The organism is Serratia sp. AR11, assembly GCF_056376275.1.
In genome coordinates, this window is sequence record NZ_CM150739.1 from 463,322 (window position 1) to 486,154 (window position 22,833).

At 57.0% G+C, this 22,833-nt stretch carries 18 protein-coding genes; 6 read left to right on the forward strand and 12 right to left on the reverse strand.

The genetic code is table 11. The features are described from left to right. The first annotated feature begins 399 nt into the window (after positions 1 to 399). Together mgtA and ACSOSI_RS02195 are read left to right on the forward strand one after the other, a co-directional pair. Positions 400 to 3,108, forward strand: coding sequence for a magnesium-translocating P-type ATPase (gene mgtA, locus ACSOSI_RS02190; RefSeq protein WP_476706463.1), 2,709 nt, complete (start codon positions 400 to 402; stop codon positions 3,106 to 3,108). A 145-nt stretch (positions 3,109 to 3,253) separates the two neighbouring features. Continuing rightward, on the forward strand, positions 3,254 to 5,647 hold the full coding sequence (locus ACSOSI_RS02195) for a beta-N-acetylhexosaminidase (RefSeq protein WP_476706464.1): 2,394 nt from the start codon (positions 3,254 to 3,256) through the stop codon (positions 5,645 to 5,647). Between the two features lie 60 nt (positions 5,648 to 5,707). On the opposite strand, the gene ACSOSI_RS02200 is transcribed toward ACSOSI_RS02195, so the two are convergent. The 12 genes from ACSOSI_RS02200 to ACSOSI_RS02255 form a co-directional block, all read right to left on the reverse strand. Beyond that, entirely contained in the window at positions 5,708 to 6,436 is a 729-nt protein-coding gene (locus ACSOSI_RS02200) for a proteasome-type protease (RefSeq protein WP_012004995.1), read from the reverse strand. Positions 6,437 to 6,511: 75 nt separating this feature from the next. Beyond that, positions 6,512 to 7,306 carry a transglutaminase family protein gene (locus tag ACSOSI_RS02205; protein WP_476706465.1) on the reverse strand — a complete coding sequence of 265 codons (795 nt, stop codon included), beginning with the start codon at positions 7,304 to 7,306 and terminating at the stop codon, positions 6,512 to 6,514. Next, positions 7,303 to 8,232, reverse strand: coding sequence for an alpha-E domain-containing protein (locus ACSOSI_RS02210; protein WP_012004997.1), 930 nt, complete (start codon positions 8,230 to 8,232; stop codon positions 7,303 to 7,305). Before ACSOSI_RS02210 ends, ACSOSI_RS02205 begins: the two co-directional genes overlap by 4 nt. After that, positions 8,226 to 9,662 (reverse strand): circularly permuted type 2 ATP-grasp protein, encoded by a 1,437-nt coding sequence (locus ACSOSI_RS02215; RefSeq protein ID WP_041418868.1) that lies wholly within the window; start codon positions 9,660 to 9,662, stop codon positions 8,226 to 8,228. Before ACSOSI_RS02215 ends, ACSOSI_RS02210 begins: the two co-directional genes overlap by 7 nt. 256 nt (positions 9,663 to 9,918) lie before the next feature. Continuing rightward, positions 9,919 to 12,900, reverse strand: a complete 2,982-nt coding sequence (locus ACSOSI_RS02220) for an amino acid adenylation domain-containing protein (protein WP_476706466.1) — start codon at positions 12,898 to 12,900, stop codon at positions 9,919 to 9,921. A gap of 213 nt (positions 12,901 to 13,113) precedes the next feature. Next, positions 13,114 to 13,500, reverse strand: a complete 387-nt coding sequence (gene ridA / locus ACSOSI_RS02225) for a 2-iminobutanoate/2-iminopropanoate deaminase (RefSeq protein WP_012004999.1) — start codon at positions 13,498 to 13,500, stop codon at positions 13,114 to 13,116. Positions 13,501 to 13,598: 98 nt separating this feature from the next. Further along, the gene (gene pyrI, locus ACSOSI_RS02230; RefSeq protein WP_012005000.1) at positions 13,599 to 14,063 is read right to left on the reverse strand and encodes an aspartate carbamoyltransferase regulatory subunit; all 465 of its coding nucleotides are present in this window, start codon (positions 14,061 to 14,063) and stop codon (positions 13,599 to 13,601) included. Positions 14,064 to 14,075: 12 nt separating this feature from the next. After that, positions 14,076 to 15,011, reverse strand: coding sequence for an aspartate carbamoyltransferase (pyrB, locus tag ACSOSI_RS02235; protein ID WP_012005001.1), 936 nt, complete (start codon positions 15,009 to 15,011; stop codon positions 14,076 to 14,078). 303 nt (positions 15,012 to 15,314) lie between these two features. Further along, on the reverse strand, positions 15,315 to 16,319 hold the full coding sequence (locus tag ACSOSI_RS02240; protein ID WP_115183371.1) for a FecCD family ABC transporter permease: 1,005 nt from the start codon (positions 16,317 to 16,319) through the stop codon (positions 15,315 to 15,317). Next, positions 16,319 to 17,275 carry an ABC transporter substrate-binding protein gene (locus ACSOSI_RS02245; protein WP_476706467.1) on the reverse strand — a complete coding sequence of 319 codons (957 nt, stop codon included), beginning with the start codon at positions 17,273 to 17,275 and terminating at the stop codon, positions 16,319 to 16,321. The genes ACSOSI_RS02240 and ACSOSI_RS02245 overlap by 1 nt, the downstream gene beginning before the upstream one ends. A gap of 121 nt (positions 17,276 to 17,396) precedes the next feature. Next, positions 17,397 to 18,194, reverse strand: coding sequence for an ABC transporter ATP-binding protein (locus ACSOSI_RS02250; protein WP_476706468.1), 798 nt, complete (start codon positions 18,192 to 18,194; stop codon positions 17,397 to 17,399). Positions 18,195 to 18,213: 19 nt separating this feature from the next. Further along, complete coding sequence (locus ACSOSI_RS02255) at positions 18,214 to 19,455, reverse strand: amino acid deaminase (protein WP_476706469.1); 1,242 nt, start codon at positions 19,453 to 19,455, stop codon at positions 18,214 to 18,216. A 193-nt stretch (positions 19,456 to 19,648) separates the two neighbouring features. Between ACSOSI_RS02255 and ACSOSI_RS02260 the strand changes: the two genes are divergently transcribed. The 4 genes from ACSOSI_RS02260 to ACSOSI_RS02275 all read left to right on the forward strand — a co-directional run bounded on the left by ACSOSI_RS02260 (position 19,649) and on the right by ACSOSI_RS02275 (position 22,787). Next, entirely contained in the window at positions 19,649 to 20,512 is an 864-nt protein-coding gene (locus tag ACSOSI_RS02260) for a MurR/RpiR family transcriptional regulator (protein ID WP_017891424.1), read from the forward strand. A gap of 38 nt (positions 20,513 to 20,550) precedes the next feature. Further along, a complete protein-coding gene (locus ACSOSI_RS02265; protein WP_329906901.1) occupies positions 20,551 to 21,990 on the forward strand; it encodes an N-acyl-D-amino-acid deacylase family protein in 1,440 nt (479 codons plus the stop codon). A gap of 17 nt (positions 21,991 to 22,007) precedes the next feature. After that, complete coding sequence (locus ACSOSI_RS02270) at positions 22,008 to 22,406, forward strand: RidA family protein (RefSeq protein WP_476706470.1); 399 nt, start codon at positions 22,008 to 22,010, stop codon at positions 22,404 to 22,406. A 120-nt stretch (positions 22,407 to 22,526) separates the two neighbouring features. Then, complete coding sequence (locus tag ACSOSI_RS02275; RefSeq protein ID WP_017891429.1) at positions 22,527 to 22,787, forward strand: Rho-binding antiterminator; 261 nt, start codon at positions 22,527 to 22,529, stop codon at positions 22,785 to 22,787. Positions 22,788 to 22,833: the final 46 nt, after the last annotated feature.

A 22,833-nucleotide genomic window follows, 5' to 3' on the forward strand; every position in this document is an offset into this window, starting at 1 on the left:
TTACTTACTTAAGTAAGCGCCTGGGGATGAGCAAGCTGGTCGCCTAGCTGCAACTTGAAAGCTATAGGCTAATGCAGGGATTTACGTACCGCGCTGAACGGCCGCTCTTGTCGTTCGATCTTTTCATTTACCGGAGGTTATCAACCCTATGGATCCCGATCCGACCCCGTTAGACCCTGACTCGGCTCTCCGGTAAAACCTGCCCGCTTTGCGCTGCTGTTTTACCGGTGAAGTAATAAACGGTAACCGGTAGCGCGCGCCCGTCGTTCGCTCCTGCTGCTATAAAAAAAGACAAGGATCTGCCCCGGCAGAGGCTTTTTGGCGTGTCCGAAAGCCTGGCCGGGGGCGATCCCGCGTTCACCCACTGCCGTGAGGCAATGGGCGACGAGGTGCAAAAAAATGAAACTAAAAAATATCCCCCGTCAGCTGCTGGGCCTGCTCAGCCGCAATTTACCGCGCCGTTTGGTGCACCGTGACAGCCTGTTGGACGGCCTTGGCGGCAAAGCGCAGGGGTTGCCCGCCGGTCTGGCGCAGCAGCGGCTGGAATGCGCTGCCGCGAACACCACCGAGCTTTATCTGCGCTTTCAAAGCCACCCGGAAGGCATAACCGCCCATGAGGCGGAGCGGGTACGCGAACGCTGCGGTGAGAACGTTATCGACGATCAGCAGCAAGAGGCCTGGTGGCAGCACCTGTGGCACTGCTATCGCAACCCGTTCAACCTGCTGCTGACCGCGCTTGGCATGATCTCTTATGCCACCGAAGATCTGACCGGGGCGCTGGTGATCGCCCTGATGGTGGTGATCTCCACGCTGCTGAATTTCATTCAGGAAGCGCGTTCCAACAAGGCGGCGGATGCGCTGAAAGCCATGGTCAGCAATACCGCTACAGTAATTCGTAGTGACGCACTGACCGGCAAAAGCGAACACCTGGAACTGCCGATCTCGCAACTGGTGCCAGGCGACATCATCAAGCTGGCGGCGGGCGACATGATCCCGGCGGATCTGCGCGTGCTGTCGGCAAAGGATCTGTTTATCAGCCAGGCGGCGCTGACCGGTGAGTCCTTGCCGGTGGAGAAAGTCGCCGAGCTGCGTGAGCAGTCAGAAGATCCGCTGGAATGCCAAAACCTGTGCTTTATGGGCACCAACGTGGTGAGCGGCACCGCGCTGGCGATGGTGATCGGTACCGGTGGCGACACTTACTTCGGTCAACTAGCGCAGCGCGTGATCGGTCAGGATCAGCAACCCAATGCCTTCCAGAGCGGGATCAGTAAAGTCAGTTGGTTGTTGATCCGTTTTATGTTGGTGATGACGCCGATTGTGCTGCTGATCAACGGTTACACCAAGGGCGACTGGTGGGAAGCGGCGCTGTTCGCGCTGTCGGTGGCGGTGGGGCTGACCCCGGAAATGCTGCCGATGATTGTCACTTCTACCCTGGCCAGAGGGGCGGTGAAGCTGTCCAAACAGAAAGTGATCGTCAAACGCCTGGACGCCATTCAGAACTTTGGTGCCATGGATATTCTGTGCACCGATAAAACCGGCACCCTGACCCAGGATAAAATCGTGCTGGAGCGCCATACCGACGTGTTCGGCGTCGCCAGCGACCGGGTGCTGCATTACGCCTGGCTGAACAGCTTCTACCAGACCGGGCTGAAAAACCTGCTCGATGTGGCGGTGCTGAGCTGCGCACAACAGAGCCAGCAGCCGGATGCGTTGCAGCATTACCACAAGGTGGATGAGATCCCGTTTGATTTTGAACGCCGCCGGATGTCGGTGGTGGTGGCCAAAGACGCGCAATATCACGAGCTGATCTGCAAGGGTGCGCTGGAGGAGATGCTGGCGATTTGCAGCCATGTGCGGCAGGAAGATCAAGTGATCCCGCTGACCGAGGCGTTGTTGGCACGCATTCGGCGCGTTACCGACGATCTTAACCAGCAGGGGCTGCGGGTGGTGGCGGTAGCCAACAAGATCCTGCCGGCGCAGGCTTATGAATACGGCGTGGCCGACGAATCGGATCTGATCCTCGAAGGTTATGTGGCCTTCCTCGATCCGCCAAAAGAGAGCACCGCACCGGCGCTGGCGGCGCTGAAAAACAGCGGTGTAACGGTGAAGATCCTCACCGGCGACAACGAGCTGGTGGCGGCCAAGGTGTGTAAAGACGTTGGGCTGGCGGCGGATCATGTGTTGCGCGGCAGTGAGATCGAACAGATGGACGACCAGCAACTGGCGCAGGCGGCGGCGCGTACCACGGTGTTCGCCAAGCTGACGCCGTTGCATAAGGAACGTATCGTCAAGCTGCTGCGCCAACAGGGCCATGTGGTCGGTTTTATGGGCGACGGGATTAACGATGCCCCAGCGCTGCGTGCGGCGGATATCGGGATTTCAGTCGACTCTGCGGTGGATATTGCCAAGGAAGCCGCAGATATTATCCTGCTGGAAAAAAGCCTGATGGTGCTGGAGCAGGGGGTGATTGAGGGGCGTCGCACCTTCGCCAATATGCTCAAGTACATCAAAATGACCGCCAGCTCTAACTTCGGTAACGTTTTCAGCGTGCTGATCGCCAGCGCCTTTTTGCCGTTCCTGCCGATGTTGCCGCTGCACCTGCTGATCCAGAACCTGATGTATGACATTTCGCAGGTCGCTATTCCGTTCGACAACGTCGATGACGATCAGATCACCCAGCCACAGCGCTGGAACTCCGGCGATATTGGGCGCTTTATGGTGTTCTTTGGGCCGATCAGTTCGATCTTTGACGTGCTGACCTTTAGCCTGATGTGGTGGGTGTTTAAAGCCAATACGCCGGAAATGCAGACGTTGTTCCAGTCCGGCTGGTTCGTTGAAGGGCTGCTATCGCAAACGCTGATAGTGCATATGATCCGCACGCGCAAAATTCCGTTTATCCAGAGCCGTCCTTCGTGGCCGCTGTGCATCATGACCCTGGTGGTGATCGCCACCGGTATCGGCCTGACCTTCTCGCCGCTGGCCAGTTTCCTGCAGCTGCAGGCGCTACCGCTCGGCTACTTCCCATGGCTGGTGCTGATCCTGACCGGTTATATGGTGCTGACCCAGTGTGTGAAAGGCTGGTTTGTGCGCCGTTACGGCTGGCAGTGATTCCCGCGCCCCTCTTTCGTCTGGAAGAGGGGCATCTGTGATCTAACCCGGCTTTTCACCCTCGCCGTTGGACATCTGTACTGTGCTCAGTCTTTATTTATAGCTTCGCTGTTTTTATTGATTTTTTTCCTCTGAGGAATTTCTGATGCACAGATCTCTGCGTTATACGCTACTGGCTTCATCGTTATTGCTTTCCCTGGGTGCATTGGCGCAGCCGGCCGGCGATTTGCCGCTGATGCCCTGGCCGCAGCAGGTGGAACTGACCCAACCGGCGGGCAGGCTGGTGCTGGATCACCGTTTGTCGATTAACCTGCAGGGCGACGATTTGGGTGATGCGCTGCAGCGCTGGCGGCAACGTATTGAACTGCAAACCGGTTGGACGTTGGCACCGCAGGCGGAAAAAGCCGCAGGCGTGGTGATTAACGTGAACATCAAAGACAAGGTGGCGGCGCAGCCGCTGCCGGGCAGCGACGAGAGCTATAAACTGCTGGTGATGCAGGATGGCGTCACCCTGACCGCCAATACCCGTTTCGGTGCGCTGCGTGGCATGGAAACCCTGCTGCAACTGGTGCAGACCGACGGCCAGAACACCTTCCTGCCGCTGGTTAGCATCACCGACGTGCCGCGTTTCCCGTGGCGCGGCGTGCTGCTGGATTCGGCGCGTCATTTCCTGCCGCTGGCGGATATTCTGCGCCAGCTCGACGGCATGGCAGCAGCCAAGCTCAACGTGTTTCACTGGCACCTGACCGACGATCAGGGCTGGCGTTTTGCTTCTGAGCATTATCCCAAGCTGCAACAGCAGGCCAGTGACGGCCAGTTTTATACTCGCGAACAGATGCAACAGGTGGTGGCCTATGCCACCGCGCGCGGCATCCGGGTGGTGCCGGAAATCGATCTGCCGGGCCATGCTTCCAGCATCGCCGTGGCTTACCCGGAGCTGATGAGCGCGCCGGGGCCGTATCAGATGGAGCGCAAGTGGGGTGTCCATAAGCCAACGCTCGATCCGACCCGTGAAGAAGTTTATCAATTTGTAGACGCTATTATTGGCGAACTGGCGGCGATCTTCCCCGATCCTTACCTGCATATTGGTGGTGACGAGGTGGATGCCAGCCAATGGAAGCAATCGAAAACCATTCAGGCCTTTATGCAGCAACATCAGTTGGCGGACATCCATGCATTGCAGGCCTACTTCAACCAGAAGCTGGAAAAAATCCTCGAACAGCACCAACGGCAGATGGTCGGCTGGGATGAGATTTATCACCCGTCGCTGCCACGCAGCATTGTGATCCAATCCTGGCAGGGTCAGGACTCACTGGGGGCCAGCGCGCAGGACGGCTATCAGGGCATTCTGTCCACCGGCTTCTACCTCGATCAACCGCAGAGCAGCGCCTATCACTATCGCAACGAGATCCTGCCGCAGCCGCTGGGCGTCGCCACCGAGGTGCAGCCCGATGAAAAGGCGCAGAGCTGGCAGTTCAGCATGCCACGACTGAAGGGCAGCGCGGTGGAGGGCAGTTTTACCCTGATTGAAGGCAAACAAGGCTGGCGTGGCTTTATCGACTTCAACGGCAAATCTCGCCGTGCGTTGCAGGATATCGTCTGGCGTTCTCCGCAGCAGGTGAGCTTCCGCGTCGATACCTGGATGGGCGAGACGCGTCCGGTGTTCACGCTGCAGCAGGATAAGCTCAGTGGGTATACGCTGGTTGGCAACGTGCGTTACCCGACCAGCGGCGGCAAGCTGACGGCGATCCCGGCGGGCAAGATGCCGGTGGTACCGGACGCGAAGCAGCAGGCCAATATTCTTGGCGGCGAGGCGGCGCTGTGGGCGGAAAACATCAGGGCGCCGATCCTCGATCTCAAGCTGTGGCCGCGCGGGTTCGCGGTGGCGGAGCGCTTGTGGTCGGCGCAGGACGTAACCGATGAAAACAACATGTACCGGCGGCTGGCGGCAGTTGACGCCTGGTCGGTGGTGTCGGTGGGCTTGCAGCAGCATGCAGAGACCGCCCGCGAATTCACCCGGCTGGCGAACAGCGTGCAGATTGCACCGCTGCAAACCCTGGCCGAGGCGGTCGAGCCGGGCCAGTACTACACCCGTCAGCATCTGAAATTCAAGGCCGGTAATTATCACCAGTTCGAACCGCTGAATCGCTTTGCCGACGCTCTGCCGGCGGAAAGCAACGCAGTGCGCGAGATGGGGCTGCAGGTCGCGGCCCTGCTGAAAGATCGCAATAACAGTGCGGCGGCACAGGCGCTGCGCGAACGTTTGCAACGCTGGCAGTTGAATACCGCGCCGGTGAAAACGGTGATTGCCGGTAACCGGGTGATGCAGGATCTGGCTCCGGTAGCGCAGGATGTCGGCGCGCTGTCGGCACTGGGGCTGATGTTGCTGGAGCGTTATCAGCAGAACAAACCCTTGAGCAAAGCCGAAGCCGGGCAAATACAGCAACAGCTGGATACGGCGGCGCAAATACGTGACGAAGTGGTGATTGCGGCGGTTTATCCGCTGGAAGCCCTGCTGCGTGCCAGCGCGATCGAATAATTTTCTGCATCGTCGGGCTCAGCATGCGTAGGGGATCTGCATGCCGAGCCCTCACAGCACCTACAGCTGCAGCGGCGGCAACTGTTTGAAAATGCTGACCAGCCCTTCGCCCCAGCCTTTGCGGATGGCGTTGAAATGCGGATGATCTTCGGTAATACGGTATTGTTGTGCGCTGCTGAAACTGTCGCGCGGATAAATCATCACGTCGAGCGGCAGGCCGACCGACAGGTTACTGCGTAGCGTAGAATCGAGGGAGATTAGCGCGCACTGCATCGCTTGTTCCAGCGGGGTATCGTAGTTCAGCACCCGATCAATAATCGGCTTGCCGTATTTGCTTTCGCCAATCTGGAAATAGGGCGTATCGCGGGTGGCTTCGATAAAGTTACCCTGCGGATAGATATGAAACAGCCGCATTTCTTCGCCATGGATCTGGCCGCCGAGCAACAGGCTGCAGCTAAAATCGGTGGTGCTGCCGCTCTGCTGGGCTTCGCTGTCGCGTTGGATCACTTCCCGCACCGTTTCGCCCACCAGCGTGGCGGCTTCGTACAGACTGGGCGCATTCAGCAGATTGGGGCGTTCGGCGTCTTTGCAGCGGCGCTGCAGCAGGCTGATGATGCTCTGGGTGGTCGCCAGATTGCCGGCACTTTGCAGCACCAGCAAGCGTTCGCCGTCCTGCTGGAACACGTGCAGTTTGCGGAAGGTAGAAATATGGTCCACTCCGGCATTGGTACGCGAATCTGAAGCAAAGACCAGCCCGGATGACAAGCGCATGGCCACACAATAGGTCATTCCACAATTCCTCAAAACAAGACTGGCACGCCGCCAAACGCCAGCGTGCCGTAAACCTTCACTTTCGGCAACAGACTATTGCCCGCTGGGCATCATCTGCACTTCGGCGATGGTCTGCATATTCTCGCAGCCGCCGCCCAGCCGCATGCCGCGCACCGGGCAGGCGTCCAGATAGTCGATGCCTACCGCCAGCTTAAGGTGCTGGTTCGGCAGACGGGTGTTGTTGGTAACGTCAAAACTGTGCCAGCGTTCGTCAACCCAGGCTTCCGCCCAGGCGTGGGTGGCGACGTGCGTCGAGTCTTCGCTGTAAAGATAACCGCTGACATAGCGCGCCGGAATATTCAGGCTACGGCAGCAGGCCAGAAATACGTGTGTGTGATCCTGACAGACGCCGGTACCGGTGGCGAACGCCTGGGCCGCGCTGTCGGTGACGCTGGTGGATCCAGGGCTGTAAGGCATTTTCAGCAGCAGCTCGCCCATCAGGTTCTCCAGCCCGGCAAGCACCGCTTGCGGTTGGTAATAGCGCAGGGCAAAGGCCTGGATCGCACTGTCGGGCTGGGTCAAGGGGCTGTGGCGCAGGAATACCAGCGGTGACAGATGCCCCATCACCTGATCCTCTACGCCGTCTTCAATCTCCACCACGCCGTGGGCCTGAATGGTGATCGCCTGATGCGGGTGATCCAGCGTCAGCACGTGCAGTACGTTACCGAAAGCATCGGTGGTGCACACCGCATCTTCCGGCAGCATCAGTTGCCAGGAGATAACGCGCTGGTGCCGGGAATTCTGTGGCGTCAGGCGCAGATACTGGGTGCTGCGCTGCACCTGCTGGGCGTAGGTATAATGGGTATTGTGCTCAATGTTGAGTTTCATTGTGCCTCCAGATAGGTGTGATGGATGCTTTCCGCGATGCCGCCAATTTGCCCCAGAAATGCGTCCAGCCAGTCGTTCAGCCCGACCCGGTTCAGATCTTTCATGCTGCTGAAGCGCAGTTCGGCGTGCAGCGTATGTGCCAGCCGGCGCGGTTGATTGGCGCTGTTGCCACCAATCTGTTCCAGTTGCTGCACCATATCGCCGACGCAGGCCAGCAGGGAGCGCGGGATCTCATTACGCAGGATCATCAGCTCGGCGATGGTGTCGCGGCTGAGCTGCTGCTTGTAGATGCTGTGATAGGCCTCGCGGGCGCTGACCGCCCGCAGCAGCGTATCCATGCGGTAATACTCGCGGACCGGGTCGCCGTCGCTGTCCATCAGCGCGTTTTTCACCCCCAGCAGGCGGGCGGTGCTGTCGGCCCGTTCCAGCAGGGTGCCGAGGCGAATAAAGCACATGGCGTCGCTGCGCAGCAGGGTGCCGAACATGGCACCGCGAAACAGGTGAGAACGTTCTTTTACCCAGTCGAAGAAAGCATCGGCGCCCACCGAGCCAATGCCCTGGCGGCGGATCAGCTTCATCTCGATCCAGGTGGAGTTAATGCACTCCCAAACCTCGGAAGACAGGCTGCCGCGTACCGCGTGAGCGTTGTTCCAGCCCATCTGCAAACAGCTGTAAATGCTGCTGTGGTTGCGGCTGTCGAGGGCAAAAAAACTGACCAGATTGGCCATGGTCAGGTCGGGATAGGCTGCGGCATACAGCTCCCCGGTGCTGGTCAGATTGAGCGGCACCTGCAGATCCTGATCTTCGCTGTCGCGGATCGGCATCATCGACAGCTTGTTGGTGACGTCGAGTACCCGGGCGATGCTTTCTGCCCGCTCCAGATAGCGGGCCATCCAATAGAGTTCACTGGCAGTTCGGCTCAGCATGCGTCGTCCTCCAATACCCAGGTATCCTTGGTTCCCCCGCCTTGCGACGAGTTGACCACCAGCGAGCCTTGCGCCAGCGCCACGCGCGTCAGGCCGCCGGGCACCAAGCGAATTTCCGCACCGCTGAGGGCAAACGGCCGCAGATCGATATGCCGCGGCGCGAGGCCGTCGTTGACGAAGGTCGGGCAGGTCGACAGTGCCAGCGTGTTTTGCGCAATATAGTTGTGCGGTTTGGCCAGCAGCAGGGTACGGAAGTGAGCGATTTCGTCTTTGGTCGCAGCCGGGCCGATCAGCATGCCGTAGCCGCCGGCGCCGTGAACCTCTTTCACCACCATCTGTTCCAGATTGGCCAGCACGTAAGACAGCTCATTTTTATGACGGCATTGCCAGGTCGGCACATTGTTGAGGATCGGCTCCTCCTGCAGATAGAAGCGCACCATCTCCGGTACATAAGGATAGATCGACTTGTCGTCGGCCACGCCGGTGCCAATGGCGTTGGCCAGCACCACGTTACCGGTGCGATATACCGACAGCAGCCCCGGCACGCCGAGCATCGAGTCCGGGCGGAACGCCAGCGGATCGAGGAAGGCATCGTCTACCCGCCGATAGATCACGTCCACCTTGCAAGGCCCGGCGGTGGTGCGCATAAACACCGCGCCGTCCTTGACGAACAGGTCGGCGCTTTCCACCAGTTCAACCCCCATTTGCTGCGCCAGGAAACTGTGTTCGAAATAGGCGCTGTTGAAGCGGCCCGGCGTCAGCACCACCACGGTCGGATCGTTAATCGGCGAGCTTTCACGCAGGGTTTGCAGCAGGTGCGACGGGTAGCGTTCCACCGGTGCAATACGCTGCTGGGCGAACAGTTCCGGGTACAGGCGCATCATCATTTTGCGGTTTTCCAGCATGTAGGACACGCCGGAAGGGGTACGCAGGTTGTCTTCCAGCACGTAATACTGGCCGTCGCCGCCGCGCACCATATCCACGCCGACAATGTGCGCGTAAATATTGCGGTGCAAATCGACCCCTTGCATGCAGGGTTGATACTGATCGTTGGCCAGCACCTGTTCCGCCGGAATGATCCCGGCCTTCAGAATATGTTGTTGATGGTAAATATCGTGCAGAAAGGCGTTCAGCGCCTGGACGCGCTGGCGGATGCCGCGATCGAGCATCGCCCATTCGCCGGCGGGAATGATGCGCGGCACGCTGTCGAACGGGATTAGCCGTTCGGCACCATCATCCTCACCATAAACGTTAAAGGTAATTCCCACCCGATGGAACAGCAGTGCAGCCTCTTCCCTTTTACGCTGAATGGCCTTGTGATCGGCCTGTTGCAGCCAATGGCAGTAAGCTTCGTAATGACCCCGGTGTTTACCCTCAGCCAGAAGCATCTCATCAAAAAACGGTGAAGCGGACAGATCGATATTTAGCATCGTCACCTCGTCGACATTGCAGGCTGTAGACGGATCCAGCATAAAATGTGCCAAGGTGATAAAGGGGCGATAATGGCGCGAAAACGCCAGGTTGTGGCAGGAGACGGCCCGCTTTGGGTGCAACCCAACCGGACGCTGCCTTAAAACGGGGCAAAACTGCGGCGCGTCTGGGGTAATTATGACCGCTGATGGCGCAACGCTAAGGGCAAAATGTTCTACTGGTGCACTGGCGGGCCACAGGGGCCCGCCTTGAGGTTCAAACCTGCAATGACGGCTGTGGAGCGCCGATAGACTGCTGCAGATAATTCAGTAGCACCTGCCGGGTAAAGTGTGGTTCTTCTATCCCGCTGTGCTGCAGGAAATGCTGCAGGTTGCTGCAATCCCACTGGTAGGTGTTTTGGTAGAGCTGCACTGTCGATTGTCCATTCACCATATTGTCCCTGAACAGGCTGAGCAACGGGTAGAGCGGCGCATCGCCGTTGTGTTCCCACTGCGCCCGCCATTGATCGAAGGGCAGCGGATGGAAGTGGAAGCCAAATTCACGCTCCAACAGGCTGAAGAAGTCCTGCAGCGTCAGGTTATTGCGGTGCTGGTGGATCAGGTTGAATTTCTTCCCCAGAGCCTGCGGATTACGGCTGACGTATGCAATGGCCTGGGTCATATAGTCCACCGTCGTCAGGCCCTCGCGCAAATCCTGCAGCGCAGGCCGCGTGCCACTGGCAATACAGGTTTTCACCAGTCGCCCCCACCATTGATAGCTGGCGCTGACGCCGGTGCGGCTATGGCAGGTGGCGTACCCCAGACGGAAGGTCATCAGCGGCAGGCCTTGCGATGCCGCCAGATCGGCAATTTTTTCCATTACCCATTTGCTGCGGACGTAGCCAATATCGGTGATCACCGCCGGCAGGTTCTGGTCGATGTCGTCACTTTCCAGCATCACCCGTTTGCCGGTGTGCAGATGCCCCCAGCTATAGACCGAAATCGTCGACATCAACATCAGTGGTTTGGTGCGCTGATGCGCGGCAAAGCGAATGATTTCGCGCAGCCCCTGCACATTGTCGCGTTTCATATAAGAATAGGGTTGGATAAAGTTCACCGCGCTTGCCGAATGATAAATGATATCGACTTGCTGGCTGAGTTCACGGTAGCGCTCAGGTGACAGGGCGAAATCATGCTCGGCCACGTCGCCGGGGACCAGATGGATGCGGCCGCGCTGCTCGGGGGATAAAGCAATCTGATAGCGAGTCAGGATCTCGTCGAGTCGTTGTTGCGGGGATATCCGGCTGCGCTCCCGCACCAGGCAATACAACTCGGCACGGGTGGTGGTCAGCAGCTCTGCCAGCAGATGCGCACCGATAAACCCGGTGGCACCGGTGAGCAAAATGGCCCTGGGCGAGCTTATCTGCCATACGTCGTAATGCGGATTGATGGTGAGGTCTGCGGGTAACCAGACGTCGTCCTGCAGAGCACGCACCGGTTCGCTGTCCACCGCCGGCAGTGCATGGCCGCTGCGTTCATCCAGCGCCTGCGCCAGACGATTTATCGTCGGGTATTCATAAATATCGCGGACATAAACCTTCCCTCCAATTTGCTGGGCGATGGCCGTCGCCAACTTTGCCGCCAGCAGTGAATGGCCGCCGATGTCGAAAAAATTGTCTTCGGCACGGATATTCTCCGTCCCCAACAGCTGGCACCAAATAGCGGCAAGGGTCTGCCGGCTGCCGGTCAGCGTTTCTGCTGTCGGAGGTTGATCCGCGCGAGAAAGGGCCAGCAGCGCAGCCTTATCGGTTTTGCCGTTGGCGTTGATCGGCAGACGATCCAGCAGCCGGTACTCGGCGGGCAGGAAGTAAGATGGCAATGTGGTTTTCAGATGTTGCTTCACGCGTTCGATCACTCCAGCGTCGTTCCGGTCGGCCACCAGAAAGGCCACAATCTGTTTGTTAGCCGGATCCTGCGGCTGGGTAACGGCAGCAACGGCGGCCTTCACGCCTGTCACCTGTACCATGACGCTTTCTATTTCGCCCAGTTCCACGCGGTTACCACGGATCTTGATCTGGTCGTCGATACGGCCGAGGAACTGGACACGATGATCCGGCAGCCAGCGCGCCCGATCGCCGCTGCGGTAGAGCCGTTTGCCGGCAAAATGCGCGGGGGTAATAAATTTTTCGGCGGTGAGCGGCGAATCATTCAGATAGCCGCGTGCCAGGCAACTGCCGCTGATGTAAAGCTCGCCGGGTTGCTGCCCGCTGACGGGTGGCAGATTATCATCGAGAATGAATATCTCGGTATCTGCCACCGGCCGACCGATAGTGGCAGGAGCGTGTTGTGTGGCGCAACTGACCAAATTCCAGGTGGCGAAGATGGTGGCTTCTGTCGGGCCGTAGTAATCCACCAACGGGTAGCTCACCCCGCTGAGATCGACCGGGTTGAGCTTTTCCCCTGCGGTAAACAGGTAGCGCAACGCCAGGTTTTCCGGCTGTGGCGCACTGACAATTTCAGCCACCAACACTGTGGGCACAAAAGCATGGGTGATTTGGTGGTGCGCGAAAAAGTCGAGCAGGGCAGAAGGCTGCAAGCGAGTCTCTTCCTCTGGCAAATACAACGTACCGCCGCTGGTCAATGCTGCCCAAATTTCCCACTGCGCCACGTCAAAACCAATACCGGCTATCAGCGTTGAACGGCTTGTGTGGTTCATGGCGAACTTTTGGTTATGCCAGAGGACAATATTCAACAGTGAATGATGGGCAATCATGACCCCTTTGGGATTGCCGGTGGTGCCGGAGGTGAAAATAATATAGGCGGTCGCATCACCCTGCGGTTTTATTAATTCAAGAGGTAACGGTTCATTCGAGGTAATATTATCAATGGCAAAGGCTTGTACGCCAGGGGATTTAATTGCAAGATCGATTGATAAGTTGCTCAATATTATTGTGTTTGATGCGCTTTGTCTGAGGATATCCTGAATTCTTTTTTCAGGATATCGGGCATCAATGGGAATATAACTGGCTCCGGCTTTCAGGACTGCCAGTATACCGATCGGGAATTCTGCAGTACGTAATGCTATAAGCGGCACGCAGTCACCGGGGCGGACGCCTTGCTGTTGCAGGTATCCACACAGCTGGTCACTGGCGTCATCCAACTGCCGATAAGTGAGGCGCTTATTGTGACTGACGATCGCCAGTGCTTCGGGGGAATAGGTCACCTGTTGGATAAAATAATCCAATACGCTTTGAGCCATGGGGTTATTCTCCTGAGATTATTAGTCTGATTAACAAACCGCAAAGAGTCATGTCCCGGCCGGGTGAAAAATAATTATAGATGCATTTTTATTGTGGGAATGTAAATGTGTTGGAAGTGAGGTTATCTTTATAAAATAACTGGAATAATAATTTTCATGAAATAAAAACGGCCAGCCGATGGCTGACCGTTGGGCGCGTGCGCGGTCGTGGAATTAACGACGAACGGCGATGGCTTCGATTTCGATTTTCACGTCTTTTGGCAGACGGGCCACTTCGACGCAAGAACGGGCCGGGAACGGCGCGTTGTGCTCGGTGAAGAAGCTTTCATAAGCGGCGTTAACGGTGGCGAAATCGTTCAGGTCTTTTACGAAGACCGTGGTTTTCACGATGTCGGCGACTTTCAGGCCGGCAGCTTCAACGATCGCTTTAACGTTTTCCAGTGACTGGCGTGCCTGAGCGGCCACGTCGTCGGCAACGGCGCCGGTTTTAGGATCGACCGGGATCTGACCGGAAGTGATGATCATGCTGCCCAGATCAACGCCCTGCACGTAAGGACCAATGGCTGCCGGGGCGAGTTCAGTGCTGATGTTACGTGACATTTTTTCTCCTGATAATCGAGGGTTGTTCTATCCAGAAACCCCATTATAGGGCGTCGCCGGGAGAATAACAGCGCCGTCTCCCGGCGAAAACCGCAGACTCAGTCTGCCTGCAACACCACCTGATGTTCGAACTCTTTCTCACAGTAGCGGCATTTCAGATGTACGTCGCCGTCGCGGGATTTCACGCTAAAGCTGGAGGACACCGGCTCACTGCGGCTGATGCAGTTGCTGTTCGGGCAGGTCAGCACGCCGTCGATATGGTCCGGCAGGCTGAGGGTCAGTTTGCGCACCACTTCGTAATTGTCGATGCGGTTAACCGTGGCTTTGGGTGCATACATCGCCAGTTGGTTGGCCTGCTGCTCGGTCAGGAAAGTGTTCTCGATTTTGATCAGGTCTTTGCGGCCCAGCTCGCCTGAAGGCAGATTCAGGCCGATGGTAATGCGCTGGTCGGTGGCGGTCAGCTTAAACAGCGTCAGCAGCTTAAAACCTATCTGCGCCGGAATATGGTCAATCACCGTACCGCACTTGATCGCTTCAACCTGCAGTTTGTTATCGTGAGTCATGACGGTTCCCCCTTAAAGAGCCAAATCTGCGTTTAATACCAGCGCCAACAGCGCCTGACGGGCGAAAATACCGTTGCCTGCCTGCTGGAAGTAGTAGGCGTACGGCGTTTTATCCACGTCGGTGGTGATCTCATCAATGCGCGGCAGCGGGTGCAGCACCTTGAGGTTGTCACGTGCCCCGGCCAGATCTGCCGCGCGCAGCACGAACTGCGCCTTCACGTTGGCGTATTCGGAAGGATCCAGGCGCTCTTTCTGCACCCGGGTCATGTAGAGAATGTCCAGCTCCGGCACCACTTCTTCAATGCTGCTGTGCAGGCTGTATTGAATGCCTTTCTCTTCCAGCATCTGCAGGATGTAGGCCGGCATCGCCAGCGCGTCCGGGGCGATGAAGAAGAAGCGGTTGCCTTCAAACTTGGCCAGCGCCTGCGCCAGCGAGTGTACGGTGCGGCCGTATTTCAGGTCGCCGACCATGGCGATATTGATGTTGTTCAGGCGGCCCTGGGTTTCCTGAATGGTGAACAGGTCGAGCAGCGTCTGGGTCGGGTGCTGGTTGGCACCGTCACCGGCGTTGAGCACCGGAATGCCGCCGGAGAACTCGGTCGCCAGCCGCGCCGCGCCTTCCTGCGGGTGACGCATCACGATGGCATCGACGTAGGTACCAATCACCGAGATGGTGTCGGCCAGGGTTTCGCCTTTCTTGCCGAGCGAGGTATTGCTGCCGTCGGCAAAGCCCACGACCGAAGCGCCCAGACGGTGCATCGAGGTTTCAAACGACAGGCGGGTACGGGTGGAGGCTTCAAAGAAGCAGCTGGCGATCACCTTGTGCTTTAGCAGCTCGGGCTGCGGATTGGCTTTCAGGCTGGCGGCGGTGCGCAGCACCAGCTCCAGATCCTCGCGGCTGAGATCGTTAATAGAGATGATATGTTTGTGATACAGCGGGTTGGCCATTTTTCACTCTCCTCGACTCGTGCCCGTGGCGCGGGACTTTTCAGGCAAAAAAAAGCCCCTCAACGAGGGGCTTGAAACGATCGGTTTAGCAACAGGAGAAACAACGGCAGTTGGCTGCCGCTTGGCAGTCGGTTTTGTCGGTTGTGGCTAACAAAACAAGCGTCGTTTTTCATGCTTTCTCCTGGCAAATTGTCGCGCATTATACTCGCGCTTTTGATCACTGCAAGCGCTAAAACGCCGTTTTTTGCCCTTTCGCAATCGATTGGCTGGTGGCCTTTAGAGACAGGCCATATCAATTGACGATCACTGGGTTCGTCGTAGCAAAATGGCCAGCACGAAAATACCGCCCAGACCGGCAGTAATAATGCCGATAGGCAGTTCCTGCGGCGCGGTAATGACCCGGCTGAGCAGATCGCCGGCAGAGAGCAGTACGGCACCCAATACGCCAACCAACGGCAGCAGACGCCGGTGACGCACGCCGGTAAAGGGGCGAGCCAGGTGGGGAACCATTAAACCGACAAACCCAATCACTCCGGTTAATGCCACCAGTAGCGCGGTTGCCAGCGAACAGCACAGAAAGACTTCGGTGCGTAAGCGGCTGGTGTTGATGCCCAGGGTGCCTGCTGTCTGTTCGCCCGCCAGCAAGCCATCCAGCGATCGCCAGCGCAAGGCAATCAATGCCACCAATATCAGTAGCGCCAGCAAGGCAAAAATCAAATTGTCCCAACGCGCCAGCCCCAGCCCGCCCAGCGTCCAGAACAGCACGCTGCTGGCGGTGCGTTGATCGCCGGAAAACACCAGATAATTGGTGAAGGCCCCGAATAAAAAAGAGACCGCCAGGCCACAAATAATCAGTTTATCGGTGCCTTTCTGCGATTGAGTCATAAAAATAATCATCACCACCGCAGCGGAGAGTATCCCACCGACAAAAGAAGACACCGGTAATGCCCAGGCCCCGAGGCTATTACCGAGGCGGGTAATGACCATGACCACGCCGGCGGAGGCACCGGAGGAAAGGCCGAACAGAAAAGGATCGGCCAGGTCATTGCGGGTGGTGGTTTGTAATAGCGCCCCGACCAGCGCCAGCCCGGCACCGGCCAGTAATCCCAGCAGCGTGCGGGGCAGCCGCAGATCCAGCACAATACTTTTAATCATCGGCGGCACTTCGCCAGGGGTGATACCCAGTGCGGTCACCACCTGAGAGAAAGAGAGCGACACGCTGCCTTGTGCGACATTGGCGAACATCAACCCTGCCAGCAACAGTGGGGCGACTGTCCATGCCAGCCTGAAACGCATTTTTTCCGACATTAGGTAAAGGCTGCGGGGTAAAGGGCGTGCGCCAGTTTTTGGATGGCATCAATATTGACCGGCCCCGGCGTCAGCTCCTGATATTTCAATTTCAAATAACGATGATGGAGCACTGCCCGGGTGTGTTTCATCAATGGGTGCTGTTCAAGGAAAAGCTGCCTTTGGTCGGTATCGTCGGTCGTCTCTGCCTGGTAATCCACCAGAATGATAAATTCAGGCTCTGCCGCCGCGACACTTTCCCAGTTGGTGGTTGCCCAACTGGTGTTCAGGCTATCCATCACATTCTTCGCCCCGGCGGCTTCAATAATTGCCGTCGGCATCGCGTAGGCCCCGCTGGTGTAGGGCTTGTCTTCGCCGGAATCATAAAGAAACACCTTTATCGGCTTTTGCGTCGCAATTTTTCGATGGATATCGGTCACTTGCTGCTTCCAGCCACTGACCAGCGTTTCCGCCTGTTCCTGTTTGCCGAAGACTTTGCCGAGCCTAATCATGTCGTCATACAACAAATCCAGGCTGGCGCGTGGGCGATGACTGTCTACGTGGATGCAGCTTTCGCTCAGTATCAGCGTTTTGATATTAAATTTCGCCAGCGCCTGCGGGGTGACGTCACCGCGCAGGCCATAGTTCCAGCCAGCGAAAAACAGGTCAGGATTAACGGCGAGAAGATTTTCGACAGTCGGGTATTTCGGTGCCAGCTCAGGGATGGTTCCCCGATGTTGCGTAAACTCAGGGATATTTTTATACCAGCCGGAAATACCGGTCACGCCAACCATCGCAGGCTGTAGCTGCAGGGCAAATGCCATTTGCGACATATTAATGTCCTGGATAACCGCCCGTTGCGGGGCCTGGGCAAAGGTCATTGGCTGACCGCAGTTGTCTACGGTGACAGGAAAACCAGAGGCTGCGACGCTTTCTGAGGCTAATGCCAGTAAGGCGGCGAGGATTAACTTTTTCACATCGACTCCAGATTGATAAACCGGAGTCAGTAACCCGGCTCATTGGGAACCGGGGCAACATACCTGAATAATTCGTATGACAAATGTAGTTAGATCAAACAACCGTCGATTGGGATGAATTTCAGCAGGGTGATGTCGGCAACGCCTCGAAAAAGCGCAGGGCTTCGCCAGTTAGCGGATGGCAGGCTTGCAGCGATTTCATACCAAATACCTGTTGCAGGTGCGCTGACTCCAGCACCGCATCGGGGGGCCCATAACAAAGGATTTTCCTTTGATGCATCATGATGACCTGGTCGGAAAAGGGTTGGACCAACTCAAGATCATGCAGCACTTTCAAGCTGGCTATCTTTTTTTGATGGATCAGTGACAGCAGTTGGTGCCGGGCCAGGGGATCGAGATGATTGGTCGGCTCATCAAGTAATAACAACACCGGCTGCTGCGCCAGAACCCGGGCAAACCCGGCACGTTGACGTTCGCCCCCCGAAAGCCTGGCCAACGGAAGATGTTGCAGATGGCGGATACCTACGTCATCCATCGCCGTTGCGATAATGCGCTGGTGCTCGGATGGCACGCGATCGGCCTGCCAGGGCAGGCGCCCCAGGGCCACGTACTCATTAACTTTAAGCCGTAAATCTGCATTATCGTGTTGGCTAAGTAAGGCGATGGAACGGGCACGCTGCTGGGGTTTGATGGCCGATAAGGGCGTTCCCTGAAAGAGAATCTCACCTTCACTCGGTTTTAGCTCACCGGTAATGAGCCGTAATAGCGTGGATTTTCCACTGCCGTTTGGACCTATGATGGTGACGGATTCATCTTGCTGAAGGGTAAAGGTGACCCGATTAATCCGTGGGACTTTCCCTGGGCCGGCCAGGGAAAGATTCTGCACCGATAAAAGACGGTCGGTGGGCAGGTTATTCATCAGGTATCCTTTTCCGTTATCAGAAAAACGTCTCAATGGTTTCTATAACGTTGTAATTATCGTCAATCAAAAACAGCGTTTTCCATTTATCAAAGGTCAGGCACGGGTGAGAAGTGGCGAACACCAGAATATCACCGACCTGCACCGGGAACTCTGCCGGGCAGCTTAACATGGCATGCTGATCCATGATGCCATGGGTAATCAGGTGCTGTGTGTCGCTCTGCTGGCGAACCCCATTGCGATAATGGGCGACTGGTTGCGGCAGGCCGGCGTCGAAGGCGGCATCTCGTTTGCCGAAGTTGACGATAACCCGGCCCGGCTCAGGCACCGACTGCACCAGCGCCACCAGTTCCAATGCCGAGGTTAATTCCCCCGCCAAATCGCAGGCGTAGCTGTCACGGGCCAGCACCGCATTTTGCGCGTCCTGGTAAATTCCCTGGTCGTGGGTGATGTAGCAGCCGGGGCGGATCACTACGCGACAGTTTGCCGGCAGCGCCTCTTCACTCCAGATGTTGCAAACCACGTCATACCAGGAGGAACCGGCACCGGTCAGGATCGCTTGTTCAGCGTTCAATAAACCTTGCTGGTGTAGCCTGCGCAGCAGACCGGCGGCTTCACGCAGGAATTGTTCGATTTTGCTCTGGGCGTCGTCGCCGTGCATCACGCCTTCATACAGTTCGATACCTTGCAGACGCAAACCCGGCAGTGCGGCTATCTCCTGCGCCAGCCGTTCTGCCTGCGCCACGCTGCGGCAACCGCAGCGCCCGCCGGGGACGCCCAATTCCACCAACACATCCAGCGTTTGCCCGCGCTGGCTGAAAAATGCCGCGAGGGTTTGCGCATTGCTCAGGCTGTCGATACAGCAAAAGAAACCGCTAGCGGGATGCTGCGCCTTGAGTTCGGCGATCAGTTGCATATTGGCCTTGCCGACCAGTTGGTTTGCCATCAGCACCCGAGGCACGCCGGCTTCCATGGCCACCTTGGCCTGCCAGGCGGAGCCGACGCCAATTGCCCAGGCACCTTGCGCTACCTGACGCTGGAAGATCCACGGCGTCATGGTGGTTTTACCGTGCGGGGCTAAAGAGACGCCGCGCGCATCGGCATAGTTTTGCATCCAGGCAATATTGTTTTCCAGGCTGCTGCGCTTGATGGCGGCAGCCGGCAGGCAGACATCTTCATTGAGCAGGTTCGCCGGGCCGTTCGGGGTGCTGTGCATCACGGCGGCTTTGTGGGTAACGGTGAAATCTGTTTGGTATTTCATAACATTATCCTTTAGGTGCTCTATCTTTTTTTAAAATGAGTATCGTGACTAAAATTATTGATTTAAATGATTTTTAAATATTTATTATCTTGAGTTGGGTACAAAGTATCATTTTTAGAACTTTTTTTTGTGTAGTCTTCCACTGTTTTCTTGCATTGTAAATGACAAAATTTAACCACTATGAGGTCAGGCGATGGGTGTTGAAATCGACATTATCTCGCGCATTACGGAGCGTTTTATCGAGCTGAGCAGCGCCGAAAAACGCATCGCACAATTCATTCTGGATGATGCGGAGGCGGTGACTGCCCTGCCGATTGCCGAATTGGCCCGGCAGGCTAACGTTAGCCAGGCTTCGATCACTCGTTTCGCCAAAGCGCTGGGCTGCCGGGACGTGCGTGACCTTAAGGTGAAGTTGGCGCAGTCGCTGGCGGTGGGGCAACGCTTTATTCACGAAGAGCCGGACCTCGAAGGAATTCAGGGGATTTATGAAAGCATCATCAATGTCCTGAATATAAATCGGCGGAGCCTCGATGACGCAGCGCTGGCCAAGGCGGTGGAGTTACTCAGTGGTGCGCGACAAATTGTGGCAATGGGTATGGGCGGCGGCTCGACCCTCTGCGCAGCAGAGATCCAGCATCGGCTGTTTCGTCTGGGGTTGCCGGTGACGGCACAAAGTGATGGCTTGCTGGTGCGCATGATGGCGGCGGTGGTGAGCCGGCAGGATGTGGTGGTGGCGCTGTCACTGGGCGGCTACACGCAGGAAGTGGTGGAAAGTGCCGCCATTGCCCGCCAGTACGGGGCCAAAGTGGTGGTGATTGCTCCCGCCGGAACGCCACTGGCGGCGCAGGCTGACGTGCTGTTGGCGTTGGTGGTGCAGGAAAATGATTACATCTACAAACCCAGCAGCTCGCGCTACGCCATGCTGGCGATGGTGGACGTGCTGGCGACGGCGCTGGCCATGGCAAATAAACGCCAGTCCAGAGATCGGCTACGCCGCATCAAGCTGGCGCTGGACAGCCATCGCGGAGGGGCCGATCGGCAACCATTGGGTGACTGAGCCGGATCCCACAGACAATAACGGAAGGATAATGATTCATGCGGTATCAGTATCTGTTTAAAAATGTCACGGTGATCGATGGCAGCGGTGGGCCACAGTACCGGGCGGATGTTGCGGTCAAAAACGATCGCATTGCGGCGATTGCGCCTGCCATCGAGGCCGACGCCGAAGTGGTGATTGAGGGGCACGAACGGGTATTGTCGCCAGGATTTATCGACGTGCATACCCATGATGATACCAACGTGATCCGCATGCCTGAAATGCTGCCGAAGATTTCACAAGGCGTGACCACGGTGATTGTCGGTAACTGTGGTATCAGCGCGGCCGGTGCGACGATCAGAACCCAGGTGCCGGACCCGATGAACCTGCTGGGTGAGAAAGAACATTTCGTTTACCCGACGATTGCCGCCTACCGTCAGCAGGTGGAAACCGTAACACCCGCGGTGAATGTGGCGACATTAATCGGACATACGACGCTGCGTAGTAATCAGATGGATGATCTGTTCCGCCCGGCCAATAGCGAAGAAATTGTTGCCATGCGCGAGCAGTTGCGCAGCGCATTGCAACAGGGCGCGTTGGGGTTGAGCACCGGTCTGGCCTATGCCTCGGCGTTTTCGGCCCCCACCGAAGAGGTGATGGCCCTGGCGGAAGAGCTGGCGGATGAGCAGGGTATTTACACCACTCACCTGCGCTCGGAGTTTGAACCTATCCTTGAGGCGATGGACGAGGCCTTCCGCATTGGCCGCCACGGCCGGGTGCCGGTGGTGATTTCGCATCATAAATGTGCCGGGGCCAAAAACTGGGGCCGCACGCAGGAAACCTTAAAACTGTTCGACAAGGTGCGCCAGACACAGGATGTGTCCTGCGACTGCTACCCTTATTCCGCCAGTTCTTCGACGCTGGATTTAAAACAGATCACCGATGATTTCGACATCGTCATCACCTGGTCCGAAACGCACCCGGAGATGGCGGGGCAGTCTTTGCGCGACATCGCCGGAGGCTGGTCGATGAGTCTGCATGAGGCCGGCAAGCGGCTGATGCCGGCAGGGGCGATTTACTACAACATGGACGAGCAGGATGTCCGCCGGGTGTTGAGTTATCCGCTGACCATGGTGGGGTCGGATGGCCTGCCGAACGATCCGATGCCACATCCGCGCCTGTGGGGAGCCTTCCCGCGCGTACTGGGGCATTACAGCCGTGACGAAGGTCTCTTCCCCCTGACCGTGGCGGTGCACAAAATGAGCGGCATGTCCGCGGCGCGCTATCAACTGCCGCAGCGTGGGCTGATTAAGACAGGTTACTACGCCGATCTGGTGTTGTTCGATGCGTTGAAAGTGAAAGACAGCGCGACGTTCAGCCAGCCCCAACAACCCGCCGCCGGGATTGACGCGGTGTGGGTGAACGGCGTACTGAGTTACGAACATCAGGCCGTTACCGGCCTGCGCGCCGGGCGGTTTTTGTGCCGCCAGGGCAAATAAATCGACAGGAGCAAGGCATGACGATTAAAAGATACGGAATTGATGGCGGAACCGGCACGGGTGGGCAACACCTGCCCTTTTCCAGAGCGGTTGAAGCCGGTGGCTGGCTGTATATCTCCGGCCAGACGCCGATGAAAGACGGTGAAGTGGTGGAGGGCGGCATTATCGAGCAGTCGCGCCTGGCGATCCAAAACTGTCTGGATATTATGGTGGAGGCGGGATACGGCCTGGAAGACGTGGTGCACGTTAAGGTCATTCTGACCGATGCGCGTTATTTCCAGTCATTCAATAAAGTCTTCCGCGAGTTTTTTGCTGCTCATCCACCGGCGCGTATTTGCGCGGTTGCCGATCTGGTGGTGGATTGCAAAGTTGAAGTGGATATCACCTGCTATAACGCCGCACGCATTGCCCGCTAGTGGATGATGGAACGATCATGACTTGATGGTTTCATTGCTTGCTGCGCTGCAAAAAGAGCCGGGCCTACGGAGGGGCCTGGCTCGCTTTCATCGACCTAACGGGCTAAAAGAGGTTGTATTATGAATGCATATCAACCCATTAATTGCGATCTCCATGACCATTTGGAAATAGCCTGCTTATATTCCTGGGTATTACAGATTGAGTTAGATGACGGGAAGGTAATAACCGCTAAGCCCATCACCACCCTGACTCAGCCTGGCGACGGTGAATTTCTTATTCTGGATGATGGTGGCGACAGAGTAAGTATCCGTCTTGATTATATTCATGCCATAACTCATCTGGATAAAAACAAGCTGATTCATCGCATTGTTTTTAAGTAAAGGGTTTATATTGCCGTGTTCAAGAAAATTGAACCGTTATAGAAGA

Coding starts and splice junctions, on each gene's coding strand:
- mgtA (WP_476706463.1), top strand. CDS start 400: ATGAAACTAAAAAATATCCCCCGTCAGCTGCTGGGCCTGCTCAGCCGC.
- ACSOSI_RS02195 (WP_476706464.1), top strand. CDS start 3,254: ATGCACAGATCTCTGCGTTATACGCTACTGGCTTCATCGTTATTGCTT.
- ACSOSI_RS02200 (WP_012004995.1), bottom strand. CDS start 6,436: ATGACCTATTGTGTGGCCATGCGCTTGTCATCCGGGCTGGTCTTTGCT.
- ACSOSI_RS02205 (WP_476706465.1), bottom strand. CDS start 7,306: ATGAAACTCAACATTGAGCACAATACCCATTATACCTACGCCCAGCAG.
- ACSOSI_RS02210 (WP_012004997.1), bottom strand. CDS start 8,232: ATGCTGAGCCGAACTGCCAGTGAACTCTATTGGATGGCCCGCTATCTG.
- ACSOSI_RS02215 (WP_041418868.1), bottom strand. CDS start 9,662: ATGCTAAATATCGATCTGTCCGCTTCACCGTTTTTTGATGAGATGCTT.
- ACSOSI_RS02220 (WP_476706466.1), bottom strand. CDS start 12,900: ATGGCTCAAAGCGTATTGGATTATTTTATCCAACAGGTGACCTATTCC.
- ridA (WP_012004999.1), bottom strand. CDS start 13,500: ATGTCACGTAACATCAGCACTGAACTCGCCCCGGCAGCCATTGGTCCT.
- pyrI (WP_012005000.1), bottom strand. CDS start 14,063: ATGACTCACGATAACAAACTGCAGGTTGAAGCGATCAAGTGCGGTACG.
- pyrB (WP_012005001.1), bottom strand. CDS start 15,011: ATGGCCAACCCGCTGTATCACAAACATATCATCTCTATTAACGATCTC.
- ACSOSI_RS02240 (WP_115183371.1), bottom strand. CDS start 16,319: ATGTCGGAAAAAATGCGTTTCAGGCTGGCATGGACAGTCGCCCCACTG.
- ACSOSI_RS02250 (WP_476706468.1), bottom strand. CDS start 18,194: ATGAATAACCTGCCCACCGACCGTCTTTTATCGGTGCAGAATCTTTCC.
- ACSOSI_RS02255 (WP_476706469.1), bottom strand. CDS start 19,455: ATGAAATACCAAACAGATTTCACCGTTACCCACAAAGCCGCCGTGATG.
- ACSOSI_RS02260 (WP_017891424.1), top strand. CDS start 19,649: ATGGGTGTTGAAATCGACATTATCTCGCGCATTACGGAGCGTTTTATC.
- ACSOSI_RS02265 (WP_329906901.1), top strand. CDS start 20,551: ATGCGGTATCAGTATCTGTTTAAAAATGTCACGGTGATCGATGGCAGC.
- ACSOSI_RS02270 (WP_476706470.1), top strand. CDS start 22,008: ATGACGATTAAAAGATACGGAATTGATGGCGGAACCGGCACGGGTGGG.
- ACSOSI_RS02275 (WP_017891429.1), top strand. CDS start 22,527: ATGAATGCATATCAACCCATTAATTGCGATCTCCATGACCATTTGGAA.